The sequence below is a fragment of the Microbacterium sp. T32 genome (assembly GCF_001619615.1).
Lineage (GTDB): Bacteria > Actinomycetota > Actinomycetes > Actinomycetales > Microbacteriaceae > Microbacterium.
In genome coordinates this window covers 75,711-92,794 of record NZ_LQQP01000005.1, presented here as the reverse complement: position 1 = coordinate 92,794, position 17,084 = coordinate 75,711, and the positions used below count along the sequence as shown (strand labels likewise).

The 17,084-nt window shown below is 70.6% G+C and carries 13 protein-coding genes; 6 read left to right on the top strand and 7 right to left on the bottom strand.

What is annotated here, in order from left to right:
- The first annotated feature begins 99 nt into the window (after positions 1-99).
- The 3 genes from AVW09_RS02550 to AVW09_RS02540 all read left to right on the top strand — a co-directional run bounded on the left by AVW09_RS02550 (position 100) and on the right by AVW09_RS02540 (position 3,658).
- A complete protein-coding gene (locus tag AVW09_RS02550; RefSeq protein ID WP_063256530.1) occupies positions 100-1,341 on the top strand; it encodes an acyl-CoA dehydrogenase family protein in 1,242 nt (413 codons plus the stop codon).
- Positions 1,342-1,431: 90 nt separating this feature from the next.
- The gene (locus tag AVW09_RS02545; RefSeq protein ID WP_063256546.1) at positions 1,432-2,610 is read left to right on the top strand and encodes an AI-2E family transporter; all 1,179 of its coding nucleotides are present in this window, start codon (positions 1,432-1,434) and stop codon (positions 2,608-2,610) included.
- Positions 2,611-2,614: 4 nt separating this feature from the next.
- Entirely contained in the window at positions 2,615-3,658 is a 1,044-nt protein-coding gene (locus tag AVW09_RS02540) for an ATP-dependent DNA ligase (protein ID WP_063256529.1), read from the top strand.
- An 11-nt stretch (positions 3,659-3,669) separates the two neighbouring features.
- Here the strand turns inward: AVW09_RS02540 and ligD are convergent, their stop codons facing one another.
- From ligD to AVW09_RS02525, 3 genes are all read right to left on the bottom strand, one after another.
- The gene (gene ligD / locus AVW09_RS02535) at positions 3,670-4,695 is read right to left on the bottom strand and encodes a non-homologous end-joining DNA ligase (RefSeq protein ID WP_063256528.1); all 1,026 of its coding nucleotides are present in this window, start codon (positions 4,693-4,695) and stop codon (positions 3,670-3,672) included.
- A 66-nt stretch (positions 4,696-4,761) separates the two neighbouring features.
- The gene (locus tag AVW09_RS02530) at positions 4,762-6,513 is read right to left on the bottom strand and encodes an O-antigen ligase family protein (RefSeq protein ID WP_156495935.1); all 1,752 of its coding nucleotides are present in this window, start codon (positions 6,511-6,513) and stop codon (positions 4,762-4,764) included.
- 92 nt (positions 6,514-6,605) lie between these two features.
- Complete coding sequence (locus tag AVW09_RS02525) at positions 6,606-10,076, bottom strand: carboxypeptidase regulatory-like domain-containing protein (RefSeq protein ID WP_231901744.1); 3,471 nt, start codon at positions 10,074-10,076, stop codon at positions 6,606-6,608.
- Between the two features lie 326 nt (positions 10,077-10,402).
- Here AVW09_RS02525 and AVW09_RS02520 point away from each other — a divergent pair, with 326 nt between their 5' ends.
- Positions 10,403-11,029 (top strand): DUF1684 domain-containing protein, encoded by a 627-nt coding sequence (locus tag AVW09_RS02520; RefSeq protein ID WP_063256525.1) that lies wholly within the window; start codon positions 10,403-10,405, stop codon positions 11,027-11,029.
- Between the two features lie 16 nt (positions 11,030-11,045).
- Here the strand turns inward: AVW09_RS02520 and AVW09_RS02515 are convergent, their stop codons facing one another.
- The gene (locus AVW09_RS02515) at positions 11,046-12,098 is read right to left on the bottom strand and encodes an SseB family protein (RefSeq protein ID WP_063256524.1); all 1,053 of its coding nucleotides are present in this window, start codon (positions 12,096-12,098) and stop codon (positions 11,046-11,048) included.
- 50 nt (positions 12,099-12,148) lie between these two features.
- Positions 12,149-14,584: an ATP-dependent helicase gene (locus tag AVW09_RS02510; protein ID WP_063256523.1), complete on the bottom strand. Its 2,436-nt coding sequence runs from the start codon at positions 14,582-14,584 to the stop codon at positions 12,149-12,151.
- 59 nt (positions 14,585-14,643) lie between these two features.
- Between AVW09_RS02510 and AVW09_RS02505 the strand changes: the two genes are divergently transcribed.
- Positions 14,644-15,051, top strand: a complete 408-nt coding sequence (locus AVW09_RS02505) for a YccF domain-containing protein (protein WP_063256522.1) — start codon at positions 14,644-14,646, stop codon at positions 15,049-15,051.
- A gap of 73 nt (positions 15,052-15,124) precedes the next feature.
- Here the strand turns inward: AVW09_RS02505 and AVW09_RS02500 are convergent, their stop codons facing one another.
- Together AVW09_RS02500 and AVW09_RS02495 are read right to left on the bottom strand one after the other, a co-directional pair.
- On the bottom strand, positions 15,125-16,075 hold the full coding sequence (locus AVW09_RS02500) for a hypothetical protein (RefSeq protein WP_063256521.1): 951 nt from the start codon (positions 16,073-16,075) through the stop codon (positions 15,125-15,127).
- A gap of 119 nt (positions 16,076-16,194) precedes the next feature.
- Complete coding sequence (locus tag AVW09_RS02495; protein WP_063256520.1) at positions 16,195-16,563, bottom strand: VOC family protein; 369 nt, start codon at positions 16,561-16,563, stop codon at positions 16,195-16,197.
- Positions 16,564-16,618: 55 nt separating this feature from the next.
- Here AVW09_RS02495 and AVW09_RS02490 point away from each other — a divergent pair, with 55 nt between their 5' ends.
- Positions 16,619-17,059 carry a MarR family winged helix-turn-helix transcriptional regulator gene (locus tag AVW09_RS02490; protein ID WP_063256519.1) on the top strand — a complete coding sequence of 147 codons (441 nt, stop codon included), beginning with the start codon at positions 16,619-16,621 and terminating at the stop codon, positions 17,057-17,059.
- Positions 17,060-17,084 lie beyond the last annotated feature (25 nt).

Sequence of the window (17,084 nt, the reverse complement as noted above, 5' to 3'; positions counted from 1 at the left end):
ATGAATGACGTATGAGAATGCAAGCGTTTCCCTGAATGCAGCTTCCCCACTCGCACCCGAAGCGTGACACTCAGTACCACCATGCGCGATACTGAGTACATGAGCACCGACGCCCAGCCCCGCACACTCCCCGGCGAGCGCATCGCCTCGTACGACCTCCTCGGCCGCCGCGACACCGACTACTACGCCGTGTTCGCCGACATCCCCGACGCCGACCGCGACGCATGGGACCGCGCCAAGACCTTCGTCGACGAGGTCGGCACCCGCATGCAGGGCGAATGGGATGCCGCGACCTACCCGGTCGAGCTGCTCCGGCGCATGGGCGAGCTCGAGCTGTTCACCGACGGCATCGAGCACCCCGAGCTCCCGGCATCCACTCCGCTCGCGGCGGGCCTCGTGAACATGGAGGTCTCGCGGGGCGACGGGTCCCTCGCGACGGCCCTCGCCGTGCAGGGCGGCCTGGCGCTTCGCACGCTCGCGCTGTTCGGCTCCCCCGAGCAGCAGGCGCGCTGGCTGAAGCCGCTCGCCCAGGGCACGGTGCTCGGCGCCTTCGCGCTCACCGAGCCCGATCACGGCTCCGACTCCGTCTCGCTCGAGACGACAGCGACCCGCACCGACGACGGCTGGTCGCTGTCGGGCACGAAGAAGTGGATCGGCAACGGCGCGTCCGGCGGCGTCACCTTCGTCTGGGCCCGCGTGGATGCCGAGGGCGACGCCGACCACGATCAGGTCCGCTGCTTCCTGGTCGAGCAGGACACCCCGGGATACACGGGCACCGTCATCACGGGCAAGGCGTCGCTGCGTGGCATCCATCAGGCCCACATCGCGCTCGACGACGTTCGTCTTCCCGCGGATGCCGTGCTCCCGGGCACGCACACCTTCAAGGACGCGTCGACCGTGCTCTTCGCCACGCGTTCGGGCGTCGCGTGGTCGGCGCTGGGCCACGCGACCGCCTGCTACGAGGCCGCGCGGACATATGCCACCGAGCGCATGCAGTTCGGTAAGCCCCTCGCGAAGTTCCAGATGGTGCAGGAACGCCTCACGCAGATGCTCGACGAACTCACCGCCATGCAGCTCTTCTGCCGTCGGCTCGCGGACCTCGAGACCTCCGGCGGGCTGCGTCCCACCCAGGCCTCGCTCGCGAAGTACCACAACACCCGCGCCGCCCGCCGGATCGCGGCGATCGCGCGCGACCTCCTCGGCGGCAACGGCATCCTGCTCGAGAACGGCGTCATGCAGCACATGGCCGACATCGAAGCGATCCACACGTACGAGGGGACCGAGAGCGTGCAGGCGCTGCTGCTCGGCCGCGACATCACCGGGATGAGCGCCTTCGTCTGATCCCGGATGCCACGCCCCCGGCGAGTAACCACCGTCGGGGTCGTGCGCAACCGGCCCACCCATGTCGGTGGCGTTCGCTACCTTCTGACCATGGGCCTGTTCTCTCGCCATCCTGCCGCTCGCGACGCCGTGACCACCGTCGCCCAGACCGTGCAGGCGCCACCGCGCAGCCTCTGGGCCGACGGCTTCGGGCGTCTGGCCGTGCGTGCCGTGCAGATCATCGTCGTCGTGCTGCTCGTCGCCGGGCTCATCTGGGGCATCCAGCAGCTGACACTCGTCATCATCCCGCTGATCCTCGCGCTGATCTTCGCGTCGGCGTTCGGGCCGGTGACGATGTGGCTGCGCCGCAAGGGCGTCCCCGCGGTGATCGCCACCCTGCTGACGCTTCTCTCGGTCGTGGTGGTCCTCGGGCTCCTCGGGTGGCTCGTGGTGAGCGCCGTCATCGACCAATGGCCCAAACTCAGTACTCAGGCGACGCAGGGCTTCAAACAGGCCCAGGAGTGGTACCACACGCTGCCGTTCGCCATCTCGCAGGAGCAGGTCGACCAGGCGGTCCAAGGCATTCAGGGCTTCGTCACGAGTTCCGACTTCGGTAACAGCGCCCTGGCCGGTGTCAACGCGATCGCCTCCTTCGCCACCGGCTTCGTGCTGATGGTCGTGATCCTGTTCTTCTTCCTCAAGGACGGCCCGCGCATGTGGGAGTTCGTCCTCCGCCCCCTCCACGGCTCGGACTACGACCGCGCCCGCCGCATCGGCGACAAGACCGTCACCGTGCTCGGCTCGTACGTCCGCGGCACGGCCTCCGTCGCCGCGGTCGACGCGATCGGGATCGGCATCGGTCTGCTCATCCTGCAGGTGCCGCTCGCGCTACCGCTGGCGGTCCTCGTCTTCCTTCTCGCGTTCATCCCGATCGTCGGGGCCGTGACCGCCGGCATCCTCGCTGCCCTCGTCGCCCTCGTGACGAACGGGTGGGTCGTCGCGCTGATCGTCGTCGGCATCGTCGTGCTCGTGAACCAGCTCGAGGGCAATTTCCTGCAGCCGGTGCTCATGGGCCGCTCGATGAAGCTGCACTCGTTCGTGGTGCTCGTCGTCCTGGCCGGTGGAACCGCGATCGGCGGCATCCTCGGGACCCTCCTCGCCGTGCCGCTCACCGCCGTCGCGTGGGGCATCATCACCGTCTGGAACGGTGATGACCAGCCCGCCGAGTGGGCGCGGCGCAAGAAGCGCCGGAACCCCGTGCCGCTCGCCGGCGACGAGAGCGAGGGCTGAGCCGATGCCGTACGACATCCCCGCGCCGATGCTGGCGAAGGCCGTGCCCGACGTGCCCGAACCGGGCAAGGTCGCGGGCGGGCTGTCGTACGAGCCGAAGTGGGACGGATTCCGCGCGCTCGTGTCGTGGGACGGCACCGACGTCGAGATCGGCAGCCGCGGCGCGAAGCCGCTGACCCGCTACTTCCCCGAGCTCGTCGAGGCGTTCGCCCGGCTCCTGCCCGAGCCGTGCCTCATCGACGGCGAGGTGGTCGTGGCCCGCGGCGAGGCGGGCGCGCAGCGCCTCGACTGGGAGGCGCTGTCGCAACGCATCCACCCCGCCGCCTCGCGCGTGAAGCTGCTGTCGGAGGAGACCCCGGCGATGTTCATCGCGTTCGACCTCCTCGCCCGCGGCGACCGCGATCTGCAGGACGCGCCGTTCACGGAACGCCGAGCACAGCTCGTCGACCTCCTCGGCTCGGTCCCCCACCCCGTGCACGTGACGCGCACCACCGACGATCCCGACCTCGCGCGCCGCTGGCTCGCCGAGTTCGAGGGCGCCGGGCTCGACGGCGTCGTCGCGAAGCCGCTGACCCAGCCGTATGCGCCGAACAAGCGCACGATGTTCAAGATCAAGCACGCCCGCACGGCCGACGTCGTCGCGCTGGGATACCGGATCCACAAGTCGGGTCAGGGCGTCGGGTCGCTGCTCGTTGGGCTGTTCGACGGAGCCGGGCGTCTGCACGGTGTGGGCGGCGTCTCCGCGTGGACCGACAAGCGCCGCCTCGAACTCATCGACGAGCTCGCGCCGCTCGTCGAGCGGGATGCCGAGGGCGAAGCGGTCGTCGGCGAGACCGATCGCTCGAGGTTCTCGGCATCCAAGGATGTGTCGTTCGTCCGGCTCCGCCCCGAACGCGTGCTCGAGGTGCGGTACGACCAGCTCGAGGGCACGCGCTTCCGCCACACCGTGCAGTTCGAGCGCTGGCGCCCCGATCGCGATGCGATGTCCTGCACCTTCGAACAGCTCGAGACCGTCGGCGCGTACGACCTGGGCGACGTCCTGAACTGACGCCGGCGCGGCTACTCCGCCGGGTTCTTCGCCCGCGAGGGCTGCACGCGCGGCGGCTCCCCCGGCATCTTGGGGAACTCCGGCGGGAACGGCAGCTCGCCGAGCCCCGCGTCGAGGTCGCGCTGCCACCACTCGAGCAACGTGTCGATGCGGCCGGGTGCGGCCCCGAACCCCGCCCACGGATCGCCGACGGCTGCCAACCTCTCGGGCACCGAGCGGACCGTGAAGGCCGTGGGGTCCACGGCATCCAGTTCGTCCCAGGTCACCGGTGTCGACACCGTCGCGGCGGGGAGCGCTCGCGGCGAATACGCCCCGGCCATCGTCCGGTCGCGGTTGGCCTGGTTGAAGTCGACGAAGATCCGCTCCCCGCGCTCCTCCTTCCACCAGTTCGTGGTGACGGCATCCGGCATCCGTCGTTCCAGCTCGCGCGCCGCGGCGATCACCGCGTGCCGGACATCGAGGAACTCGTGCGTCGGCTCGATCGGGCAGAACACGTGCAGTCCGCGGTTGCCGCTCGTCTTCGCCCACGCGTCGAGGCCCGCCTCGCGCAGGACCTTGCGAAGCTCGTGCGCCGCGACGACCGCCTCGGCGAACCCGGTGCCGGGCTGCGGGTCGAGGTCGATCCGCAGCTCGACGGGATGGTCGGGGTCGCTCGCGAGCGAGGCCCACGGGTGGAACACGATCGTGTTCATCTGCGCCGCCCAGACCGCCGAGCCGATCTCCGTCAGGACGAGCTGTGGATGCCGCCGCCCGCTGTTGTACGTCACGGTCACCGCCTCGACGAACGACGGCGACCCCTTCGGCGGGTTCTTCGAGAAGAAGCTCTCCCCGCCCACGCCGTCCGGGAAGCGCTCGAGTGAGACCGGGCGGTTGCCGTTGGCCGCGAGGAACGGCTCGGCGACGGCGATGAGGTACTCCGCGAGCTCGCGCTTCGTGATGCCCACCTCGGGCCACAGCACGCGGTCGGGGTTGGAGACGCCGATCTCGCGATCGCCGTCGGGCCCGGGAACGGTGAGCGTGATACGCGGGGATGCCATGCCCCGACGCTAACGGTCGGGGCGGGCCATGTCTGCCCCGTTGCCCCTGCCCGGGGTGTGGGCCGATCAGAGGCAGGAACCCGCCGGGAGACGGCGGCATGCCTCGGCCAACGCCTGCCGGGACTCTTCGCGGTCGGGCTGGAGCTGCAGCACACGTTCGAAGGCATCCCGCGCGGCGGCATAGTCGCCGGCGGCGAGCTCAGCGAGTCCCTCCTCGTGGGCGATGCGCGGATTCGCCGGCGACAACGCGCGAGCGGCACGCAGATATGCCCCCGCCGCGGCGAGTTCGCCGCGTTGCAGAGCCACCATCCCGGCTGCCTCCTGCGCCGCCGCCGACGACGGAAGGCGCGCCGCGGCCTCCGTGCTCCAGCGGCTCGCACTGTCGCTCGCTCCGACCATCCCCTGCTCCAGCGCACCGCCGGTGACCTGCGCCGCGATGAGCGGAAGGTCGACGTCCCACGGACGCAGGGACGCGGCCGACGAGAACGCGGAGTCCGCCGCGACCGCGTCGCCCCGGACGGCCGCGGAAACGCCCTTCCACACGAACGCGTCGCCCACCGTCCATGCAAGCAACGCGACCATCCACGCAGCGACCGCGACGGTGCCCAAGATCCGAAGCGCCCGCCAGCGGCGGTCCCACGGCTCCCGAGCCACCAACACGCCGACCGCGACAGCCATCGGCAGGAGCGTCTTCGGCGAGGTCGGGCTCGCCAGGAGCCCGATCGATGCGCCCGCCAAGACGGTCCACGCGCCGATCAAGGCATCGCGGCGGGGGCCCACCGCTCCCCGAACGGCGCGAACACCGCTGAAGAACACGAGCGCCGCACCCACGAGGACGAGCACGACACCCGGGATGCCGGCAACGACCGCCGCCTGCACGAGCAGGTCGTGCGGGGAATCCAGCACATGGTCGGGGGTGACGTTCCGGTACCAGGTGTCGTCGAAGCGCGAGGTGATGGCATCCATGTATCCGTTCAGTCCCACGCCCGTCCACGGATGCGCCCACGCCAGATCGAGCGCGTCGCGCCAGATCACGAGCCGGTCGCCGACCGTTTTGCGGGCGAACCCGTCGGCTCCCAGGAGCCGGTCCCGCGTGAACGGCACCGCCAGGGTGAACCCGACGAGCACGGTAAAGCCCACGGCGGTCCACCCGATCGCCGCCGCGCGGCGCCGCGCGCCCCACACGGCTCGCACGGACAGCACGAGCGCCACGACCGCGAGCCCGAGCAGCGCGGCGCGCGACGCCGACGTCACCACCGCGATGACACCGGCGACCCCACCGACGACCGCCCACCACGCCACGCGTCGAGTGCGCATCCACACGCCAAGAGCGACATGGAACAACCACGCGGCGAAGACGACACCGAGGATGCCTTGGTCGGTGGCATTGCCGGCGAGGGATCCGGGCCGTTCGAGGTCGGTCTCGATCGGCCTGAGCCCGACCGCCTCGAGGACGGCGACGAGGGCGAGGGCGCTGGATGCCACAGTCATCGCCCGGACGATCGCGCGATGAGCGGACGTCGCCGCGCGAGGGCCCGCGAGTCGCGCACCGCACCAGACGGCCGCGAGCAGAACAGCCAGTTCGACGAAGCCCTCGTACCGAGGGGCGCGACCGAAGAACTGAGCGAGGGGCGCTTCCCCCAGCAGCGCACGGAGCGTGAGCGCGAGGGCCACCGCCGCAGCGAGCGCGGCCCACCAGACGGGCACCCGTCCGGTGGGCCGGGCCCACACCGCGAGCCCCACCGCGACGACAGCCGCGATCAGCGTCGGCCAGCCCCAGCGATGGTAGACGCCGGGAAGGACGAGGACCGGCGCCACCCACAACAGGGAGAGCGCAACCTCACCCACACGAGCGGGCGCCGCGTCCGCCCCCCGGGCAGGGGTGGTCGGACGCGACGCCCGGTGTCGTGTCACACTCGGCGTCGCGCGGGGCGGCACAGGAGCAGGACACCCCCGAGGGTGAGCAGAATGCCGAAGGCGGTCAGCGCGATCGGGACCGTGGTACCCGTCGCCGGCAGGGTCTGCGGAGCGGGAGCCGGAGTCGAGGGGGTTCCCCCGCCGGGTGACGCGGGCGAGCCGATCGTGATGGACGCGGACGCCTCCCGCCCACTCCGCTCCCCGATTCCGAACACGCGGTGCTCCCCCGGCACCGCCGTGAGGGGCAGCGTGGTCGGCAGCCGGAAGTTTCCTTCGGCGTCCGCCACGGCCGTCCCGAGCTGGGTCACCGTGGAGTGCAGTTCGACGCGAACCGTCTCGCCCGGGTCGTACCCCGTCCCCGTGACCACGATCGCCCCACCCGGGAGGGCCGAGGACGAATCCAGGGCGATGGATGCCGAAACGGTACCGGCATCCGCGATCGTGGTGACCGTCGTGTAGCCCGGCTTGATCCCCGTGACCGACACCGTGAGGTGGCCACCGACCTGCGCGGTCGTCGGCGTGTAGACGGCCGACGTCGCGCCCTCGATCGGCTGATCGTCCACCGACCACTGGTAGGTGAGACCGACCGGCTCAGGACCCCAGGTTCCCGGGTTCACCGTGATCGGCGCACCGCTCAACGCCGGCCCCGACAGTGAAGGAGTACCCGCCTGCAGCGTTCCGGGAGTGATCGGGCCGACCGGCTCGGACCGGACGGTGGCACCCGTGTAGCCGGGAAGTGTGGCCGTCACTTCCACCTGGAGCGTTGCGCCGAGCGAATCGGCGCCGGGCTGGAAGGTCTGACCGGTCGCACCCTCGATCGGCGTGCCACCGCTCAGCCACTGGTACGCGAGCGTCACGTCGGTCGGCATCCACCCCGTCGACTGCGCCGTGAGGGTCGCACCGACCTTGGTGTCTCCGGCGATGCTGGCCGCGCCGCCCGTGATCACGCCCGGCGCGACCGGGCCCGCAGCAGCGGTGGCGGTCGCCGGACGGTAGCCGCTCTTGGACCCCCGCACGGTGACGGTGACGGTCTTGCCCACGGCGTCGGGTCCCGGCGTGAACCGGGGGCCTTCCGCCCCCGCGACGGTGGAGCCGTCCACCGACCAGCTGTAGGACAGCTGCACCGGCTGCGGTCCCCAGGTCCCGGGGGATGCCGTGAGCTCCGCGCCGACACGCGCGTCACCGTCGAGGCGAGGTGTCCCGACCTCGAGGTCGAGCAGCGGAGCCGCGACGACCGGGCCGACGGCTGCGCTCGTGGCCGAGGCTGTCGCGTAACCGGCCTTGGTGCCCGTGACGGTCACCGCGATCGTCTTACCGACCTCGTCATCGCCGGGCACGAAGGTCGAGCCGGTTGCCCCGGGGACCGTCACCCCGTTCGCGAGCCACTGGTAGGCCAGCGACACATCGCCGGGCGTCCAGGCTCCGGGATCCGCTGTCAGTTCCGATCCCGCCTTCGGCGTGCCGGAGACATTAGGGGTCCCGGGGGTGATGACGGCGGCAGCGACGACAGCGGATTCAGGGCTGACGGCCGTCACACTGTCGTATCCCGGCCGGGAACCCGTGACTGCCACGGTCAACTTCGTGCCGACCTGAGCCGCGCCGGGCGTGAATGTCGCCGAAGTGGCGCCGTCGATGTCGACGCCGTTCGCGCGCCACTGGTAGGAGAGCTGGATCGGCTCCGGGGCCCACGTGCCGGGGTTCGCGGTGAGCGCGCCGCCGACGCGGGGAGTGCCCTCGATGGCCGGGGTTCCGGGGGTGATGACGTCAGCCGCACACCCGTCCGACTTCAGACGCAGCGTGGCGTCGATCCCGGGCGTGTTCTTGCCGGGGGCGACCTCGAACCGGTCCGCGTGATCGAGCGTCGCCTTGCCGTTCCAGTACTGCGGGCAGTACGGGTAGTCGACGCCGTCATTGACCCACTCGTTGTCCGGATCGGAGAAACCGATCGTGTACGTCCCCTCCGGGACTCCGTAACTGGCGCCGCTCATCTGCAGGCCCAGGCTGTAGCGACCCCAGCCCGAAATGGCGAGCGTCGTATCCCAGGTCGCTCCATTCCACCGGTAGGCGGTGATGAGCGTGTTCTGCAGCGGCGCGCTTCCGCCTTCCGCGCGAATGGTGCCGGACGCCGTCCCCTCTCCGAAGAGCCGGATGTCGATACCGTCCTGGTCGTTACCGTGGACAGCAACCCGCGTCGCGGAATCGGACATCGGCGTGTTGGCGTAATAGCCCTCCCAGACAACGCCATGCCCGCCCACCGGATCACCCACGTAGGCGTTCGCTCGCACGGTGTAATCCCCGTCACCCACACCGGTCACGGTGTACCGCCCATCGGGGCCCGTCGAGCCGTACGCGTCGTTCCAATACGGATAGATCTTCTTCCCGTTCCAGTCCCACGGCGCTGCCGTCACAGAAACCGACGCGGAGCTCCCCGGCATGTTCTGGACCGTGCCCGAAATGCGTCGACCCGGGGCGACCTCCCAATCGAGGCCGGAGACGGCTTTCTCCGACGCCACGGTGATCACGGTGGCATCATGCGGATCGGTCACCCCCGGGTAGAAGGCCGCGGCCGCTTCGCTCGAGTAGTAAGGGATGGCGAGAACGACGTACCGACCCGCGGGGACCCTCTGGAATTTGAACGATCCCTTCGTGCTGGCCACGTCCTGCATCTCGAGCGTGTCGGCCTTGAGGAGCTCGATGCTCACCTCGGAGCCGTCGCCACCCGAGATCTTTCCGCTGATCGTCCCGCCTTTCACCAATCGGAAGTTCAGCTCGCTGTCGGCGGTGAGATCAAGAGTCGCGGTCTGGTCGGAGTACGACCCCATGAACACGCTCGCCTGCACCTCGTACTCGCCAGCGGGAAGACCGGAGACCGAGTAGCCGCCATCGGCGCCGGTCTGCGCGGACTTGTACGTCCACGGCGATCCACCCGAGATGAAGACCATCGCGGCCTGAATCGGCGCGCCCCCATCCCCGGTGACGACGCCCGAGAGTGTGTACGTGGCGCTCGTGGAGGAGGGCGAAGGCGATGGTGACGCCAGCGCAAAGGCCGTCTTCGACGATGACGCGGTCGGCGAGCCCGTGGGGCGCACCGGCGAGGGGGCAGTCGTGAGGTCGATTCCCGTCACCGCCACGTCCTCGGAAACCACGACGGTCTGCGCCTCGGCCAAGGTCAGCGCACCCGGCCAGAAGATCGGGTCCGATCCCTCCGTGGCGACCGACACGTAGTAGGCGCCGGCGGGCAGGTCGGGCACGGTGTACCCACCCTGCGAGCCCGTCGTCACCTCGGCGGTAACAGCCCCGTCTGCCGCGCTCACCGACACGACGGCATCCGGCACTGCGGCCCCCGCGGAGTCCGTGACCGCTCCCGAAATCGATCCGCTCCCGGCCCCCGTCGCGGTCGGCGACGGGGTGCCGGCCGTCGCGACCGACGGCACCGCGCCGAACGAGAGGACGCCGATGAGCACGCTGACGATGGCGGCTCGGAGACGACGTGACGGACGATGGCGCAACGCACCGAGCATGTGTTCCCCCCACAGATGCGGCTGGTCGGCATGAAGGCGCACCCCCAAAGCGCACCGCGACCCCCGGCAATGGCTCGATTATGCCGAACACCCCCGGTCGATGCCCACCCCGAAGTGTTACGGCCAGAAGAAGCTTTTCTTGAACGTCTGTACTCGGGGACGGGATGGAGACCCCTGCGCGATGTTCCCGCCGCTGAGCCGGCCACGGTGCACAGTGATCGGTCGGTCACCGCCGCCCCGAGGAACCGTTCCAACCGTAAGCTTTTCGAGTGACCTCGCGCGCCGCCCGCACCGCCCTCGACGTCGCCGATTGGCGGCGCCGCGTCTTCGCCCTCTACGCCGCCGTCCGCGAGGCGGACGATCCCGAAGACGCCCACGAGCTGTGGCGCATCGAGCGGGACGCGCTCTTCGCCGACCACCCCGCCACTCCCCTGCTGCCCGAGCAGCGCGACGGATTCACGGGCCTGCCGCTCGCGCCGTACGACGCCGCGTGGCGCTTCGAAGTGACGCTGCTCGACGCCGAGGAAGCCTCCTTCGTCGCGACGACCGGCACCGACGGTGACGTCGGCTTCGAGCGCATCGGCCGCGTCGAGCTGCCCGACACCGGATCGCTCGACGTGTGGCGGCTCACCTCGTACGGCGGTGGGCTGTTCGTCCCCGTGCGCGACGCGTCGGCCGGACGCCCGGGCGGCACCTACGGCGGCGGTCGGTACCTGCTCGACACGATCAAGGGCGCCGACCTCGGCACCGGCACCGCGCCCGACACCCTCGTGATCGACTTCAACTTCGCCTACAACCCGTCGTGTGCGTACGACCCGGCGTGGGCGTGCCCGCTCGCGCCGGTCGGCAACGTGCTGCCTGTGACGGTGCCCGTCGGCGAGCTATACGGGGTGTAGCGCGCGGGCGAGAGTCCTACTCCGCGAGCGCCAGCAGCGTCGAGAGCTCGTCGCGCGTCAGCCGGATCCAGGGCCCGGCCGGGTCGACGAGCAGGCCGGTGAGACCGTCGTCGCCGGCGATCGCCTTGGCCAGCTGCTCCTTCTGCAGCGGCACGGCCTGGTCGCCGCGGCCGAGCGCGAGCAGTTCAAGCGGGTGCGAGAACACCTCGAGGAACCGCTCGCCGGTCGCCGTCCGCGACTCGGCGACACCGACGGGTCCGCCCTCTTCGGGCTGCGCGACGGCGATCCACAGGGGCGCACCGGCGAGGATCGCCTCGACGACCGTGGATGCCGTGGCCTCGGTGCGCGGTTGGCTGAGCGCCGTCTTGATGCGCAGCTCGGGATCGGCCTCGGACACCATTCGCTCCAGCAGTGCGGTGGGCAGAACGGCGCGAGCGTCGCCGGACGAGTGGTCGAGGACGACGCCGGCGAAGGGTCCGCTGAGCGCGTGGTTGATCATCGCCATGACCGGCTGCCCCATCGCCGAGGTGTCGCGGTCGCCGTCGGCTTCGACGGCCTGGCTGAGCGCCTGGCCGCTGCTGTATGCGAGGACGAGCTGCTCGTCGCCGCGGGTCGCGATCGCGAGCGGCAGGTCCTTGCCCTCGGCCACGAGCGCGCGGGCGTCGCCCTTCACGCGCAGGAAGACATGTCCCTGCAGGAGCTGGCGCGCGACGTTGAGGAGCTGCGCCGGTTCCGCCGAGCCGGTGATCTCGGCGAGAGCCATCGCGAGCAGAACGTTGTCCTGGACCCCGGGGATGGACTCGCGGGGCGCGGGCGCCTCCATCGGTCCGGGCTGCCGTGCCGACGGGCGCGCCGCGACCGGCGGAGTGGAGTCGGTGACGGGAGCCGCGTCCGCCGGGGCGCCGACGCCCCGGAACGACGAGGTCGAGATCGTGACCTGGGGCACCGGGGCCTCCGCCTCCGCCGGAGCGGGGTCGACGGGCTGCTCGCCCGGTTCGATCACACCCTCGGGGCGGTCGGCCGACACGTCATCGGAATCGGAATTCTTGCGGCGCGAGAAAAGTGCCATTGTTCGACCCTATCCGTGTCGCGTGTCCGCCCGGCGTGTCGCGGGTCGCCTCACAGCTTGGCGATCGGCGCGATCTTGACGAGCAGCTTCTTCGCGCCGACGGTCTCGAACCGCACGTGCGCCACACGCTTGGCGCCTTCGCCGGTGATGGCATCCACGCGTCCTTCACCGAAGTCGTCGTGGCGGATGCGATCCCCCGCGGCCAGTTCCATGTCGCCGTTGTCGCGCACCTTGGCGGGGATGCGGTTGGGGAACTTGCTCGGGTCGGCCGGGGCGCGCTTCGGCAGCGGCACGAGGTCGTCGCCGTAGCGGCTACCGCCGCCGGCCTGCCCGGGCCGGCGCCCGCGGGCGTTGAGCGCTCGGGACTGCGTGCCGCCGCGACCGTTCACGTCACCGGGCGACTGGCGCCAGTCGATGAGCTCGGACGGGATCTCCTGCAGGAACCGGCTCGGCATCGCGACGGTGACCTCGCCGAACTGCGCCCGGGTCATCGCGAGCGAGACGTGCAGGCGCTTCCGCGCCCGCGTGATGCCCACGTAGAACAGACGCCGCTCCTCCTGCGGGCCGCCCGGCTCCCCGGCGGAGATGCGGTGCGGGAGCAGGTCTTCCTCGACGCCGGTCAAGAACACCGCGTCGTACTCGAGGCCCTTCGCGGTGTGCAGGGTCATGAGCGAGACCGAGCCGGACGCATCGTCGAGGTCGTCGGCATCCGCCACCAGGGCCACCTCGGTGAGGAAGTCGATGATCGTGCCGTCCGGGTTGTTGCGGGCGAATTCTCGCGTCACGGCGACGAGCTCGTCGAGGTTCTCGAGCCGCGCCTCGTCCTGCGGGTCGCGGCTGGCGCGGAGCGCGTCGAAGTAGCCGCTCTTGTTGAGCAGCAGCGTGAGCCCCTCGGTCACGGAGGTGGAGGGGGCGAGTTCACCGGATGCCGGGAGCATCACGGCCGTGGCCTCGGTCAGAACCGCGTCGAGCTGATCGATCGCCTTCTGCAGCTTCGGGCCGACGCCGAGTTGAGCCGAGTTGGCCAGGGCGTCACGGAAGGTGATGTCGTGCTCGGCGGCGTACCGCGCGATCGCCGTCTCGGTGACGTCGCCGATGCCACGCCGGGGGCGGTTGAGGATGCGGCGCAGAGCCATGGAGTCGGCCGGGTTCGCCACGGCGACGAGGTAGGCCAGCGCGTCCTTGATCTCGGCGCGCTCGTAGAACTTCGTGCCGCCCATGATCTTGTACGGCACGGCGGAGCGGATGAAGATCTCCTCCAGCGCTCGGGACTGCGAGTTGGTTCGGTAGAAGACCGCCATCTGCGCGTAGTCGATGCCCTTGCGATGCAGCGCCTCGATCTCGTCGGCGACGAACTGCGCCTCGTCGTGCTGCGAGTACCCGGTGAACCCGATGATCGGGTCGCCGGCGCCCACGTCGGTCCACAACTTCTTGTCTTTGCGGTCGAAGTTGTTCGAGATGACCGCGTTCGCCGCCGAGAGGATGTTCTGCGTCGAGCGGTAGTTCTGCTCGAGCAGCACGACCTTGGCGCCGGGGTAGTCGCGCTCGAACTCGCTGATGTTGCGGATGTCGGCGCCACGGAAGGCATAGATCGACTGGTCGGAGTCACCGACGACGGTGAGCGACGCGCCGGTCTCGCCGGAGGGCTCGGGCTCGAAGATCATCATTCCGCCGCCGCCCGAGAGCGGTTCGGCGTCGCTGCCCGGCGGGCGGGTCAGCTCGTGGATGAGCGCGTACTGCGCGTGGTTGGTGTCCTGGTACTCGTCGACGAGGATGTGGCGGAACCGCTTCCGGTACACGTCGGCCACCTGCGGGAACGCCCGGAACAGGTAGACGGTCTGCGCGATCAGGTCGTCGAAGTCGAACGCGTTCGCGCGCTGAAGCTCACGCTGGTACGCCGCGAAGATCTCGATGAACACGCGTTCCGCGGGATCGCTGGTGTTGGCCTGGCGCGCGTAGGACTCGGCATCCGCCAACTCGTTCTTGAGCTTCGAGATGCGACTCTGCGTGCCGGCGGGGGTCAGGCCGAACGCGTCGCCCTCGTGGTCTTTCACGAGACGCTTGATGAGCGCGCGCGAGTCGCCCGAGTCGTAGATCGTGAACGCCTTCGTGAACCCGAATTGTTGAGCCTCGCGCCGAAGGATGCGGACGCAGGCCGAGTGGAAGGTCGAGATCCACATGCCGTCGGCGCGCTGACCGATGAGGTTGTGCACGCGCTCGCGCATCTCGCCCGCGGCCTTGTTGGTGAAGGTGATGGCGAGGATCTGACTGGGGTACGCCTCGCGCGTGCGGAGGAGCGACGCGATGCGCCGCGTCAGCACACTCGTCTTGCCCGACCCGGCCCCCGCGACGATGAGCAGCGCCTGCCCACGGTAGGTGACGGCCTCGCGCTGCGGCCCGTTCAGCCCTTCGAGCAGGTCGGCGTCGGGGCGGGCATCCGACGGGGCGGAGCCGCCGACGATGAGGGGGGTGGAGGCGTCGGTCATGGCGATATCAAGTCTAGGCGGGGCCTCCGACACGCCGCCCGTTCGGGGATCATGGACGCATGCGCCTGATCCTCAACGTCCTGTGGCTCGTCCTCTCGGGATTCTGGCTGTTCCTCGGGTATCTCGCGGCCGGCATCGTGCTCTGCATCCTGATCCTCACGATCCCGTGGGGCATCGCGTCGTTCCGCATCGGCCTGTACGCCCTGTGGCCGTTCGGTCGCGAGATCGTCGCGAAGCCGACGGCGGGCGTCGGGTCGTTCCTCGGAAACGTCGTGTGGGTCGTGCTCGCCGGGTGGTGGCTCGCCCTGGGCCACATCTTCACCGGCCTCGCGCTGTGCATCACGATCATCGGCATCCCGCTCGGGATCGCGAACTTCAAGCTCGTTCCCGTGTCGCTCATGCCGCTCGGCAAAGAGGTGCGGGAGATCCGACGCGGCGGACCCTTCGACCGCACGCTCGCGGGCTGACGACACCGCTCGGGCGGGCGGCCGCTCGGGCGGGCGGCCGCTCGGGCGGGCCACCGCCCAGGCGAGCCACCACTCAGGCGGGTGGCCGCCGCCTCCGGTGCTCCCCCGGGCGCAGCGGCAGCGCGAGCACGAGACCCGTGATCGCCGACAGCGTCGCGATCACGGCGACGGTGACGAGCACCCCGGTCGGGAACCGCTCGTCGGAGAGACCCGTCACCCGGGCGAGATGCCACGGCAGCACGCCGATCTGACTGTTCCACCCGCGCAGCGCCTCGCTCGCACCGATCGCGGCGGCCGAGGCGGTCGGCAGCGCGAACACCGCGCCGACCCCGGCGAGCGCGACGCCCACCGCGCGGCGCACGCCGAGTTGCGCTTCGAGCGACCATCCCGCGACGACGAAGACCCACGCGACGAGAGCGAGCGCGACGGTCACGTAGACGATCCGGACGAACGGCAGACCCCACAGCGTGAGCCAGACCCCGTCGGGGCCGGAGAGCGAGATCGCACCGAGCGTCACGATGCAGCGCAGCACAATGGCTCCGCCGACGGCGGCGATGATCGGCCACGGCGAGCGCGCACCGAGCAGCAGTCGCACGACGAGGGCGAACATCAGCCACCCGGCGATCGCGAGCACCACGCCGCCGAGCCCGTCGCCGTGCGCCTGCACGATCCGCGTCGCGAGCAACAGCGCCCCGGGCACGAGGATCATGCACCACCGGTCGAGCGGCAGCACGCCGAGCGTCGACTCCCGCGCACGCCACGGGCGGGTCGAAGCTATCCACGTCGCCCGCGCGGCGGCGGCGCCGGGGCGTCCGACGAGGCGCGTCCGCGCCGCCAGCATGCCGATCACGACCCAGGCGACCCCGAGGACGAGGAGCACACGGGCGATCCACTCGGTCGCGGCGTCGACCTCGATCGGCATCCGCGCGAACGGGTCGACCAGCAGGGCCAGCAGCACGCCGATGACGAGGAGCGCGGCGACGGTCCCCAGGGCCAGGATGCCTCGCCCCGCCGTCGTCGCCATGTGCCCACGTTACCCGGCCGGGAGGGGCTCCTTCGCCCGGTCGGGTACCGGGCGGAGCCCCGCCCGCCCGGGCAGCCGGGCGACGCGCGTCCGCCGCCCGGCGGCCCCGGCCATCGTCGTCAGGCGCGGTCGTGAAGGGTCACGTGGTAGCCGTCGGGGTCGGTGAACGTGAAGGTCCGTCCGAACGGCCCGTCGATGGGGGCCGAGACGATCCGGTGTCCGTCAGCGGCGAGCGCGTCGTGGATCGCCTGAGAGTCCGTGGCGTGGAGCCACAGCGCGACGCCGATGCCCGGCTGGGCGATCGCGTCGAGGTCGGTGCCGGGGACGAGGTCGCGGAGCGCGAACGCGATGGGGGCGGTGTCGAAGACGACCGCGTGCGGGGGCCCGGCGGGCGAGCGCACGAGGCCGAGGTACTGCTCGTAGAACGCGCGGGAGGCGTCGAGGTCGCGCACCTGCAAGGAGATGAAGTCGGGGCCGGTGACGGGCATGGGTTCCTTCTTTCGTGTCAGTTATCTGACATAAAGCATATGTCAGAATACTGACATGACGCAAGAGGCGATCGATCTGGACACCTCGCTCGGCTATCTCCTCAAGGAGGCGGCGAGCGCCCTGCGGGCGGCGATGGAAGACGTCCTCCGCCCCCTGGGCATGACCATCACGCACTACTCGTGCCTCGAACTGCTCGCGCAGCGCCCCGGCTCATCCAACTCCGACCTCGCCCGGGGTGCGTTCGTCACCCGGCAGTCCATGAACGTTCTCCTGCAGTCGCTCGAGCGCGACGGCGTCGTCGAGCGACCCGCGACGGCCCCGTCCGGCAAGGTTCTCCCCACCCGCCTCACCGACAAGGGGCGCCGCGACCTCGCCGCGGCGAGCGCGGCGGTGCGATCGGTCGAGCGGCGCATGCTGAGCGGGATGACGGATGCCGAGCAGGCGGCGGCGCGGACCGCACTGCGATCGATGGTGCAGGCGCTTCGCGAACCGTGACACCGGATGGCAGATTGTGTAACAA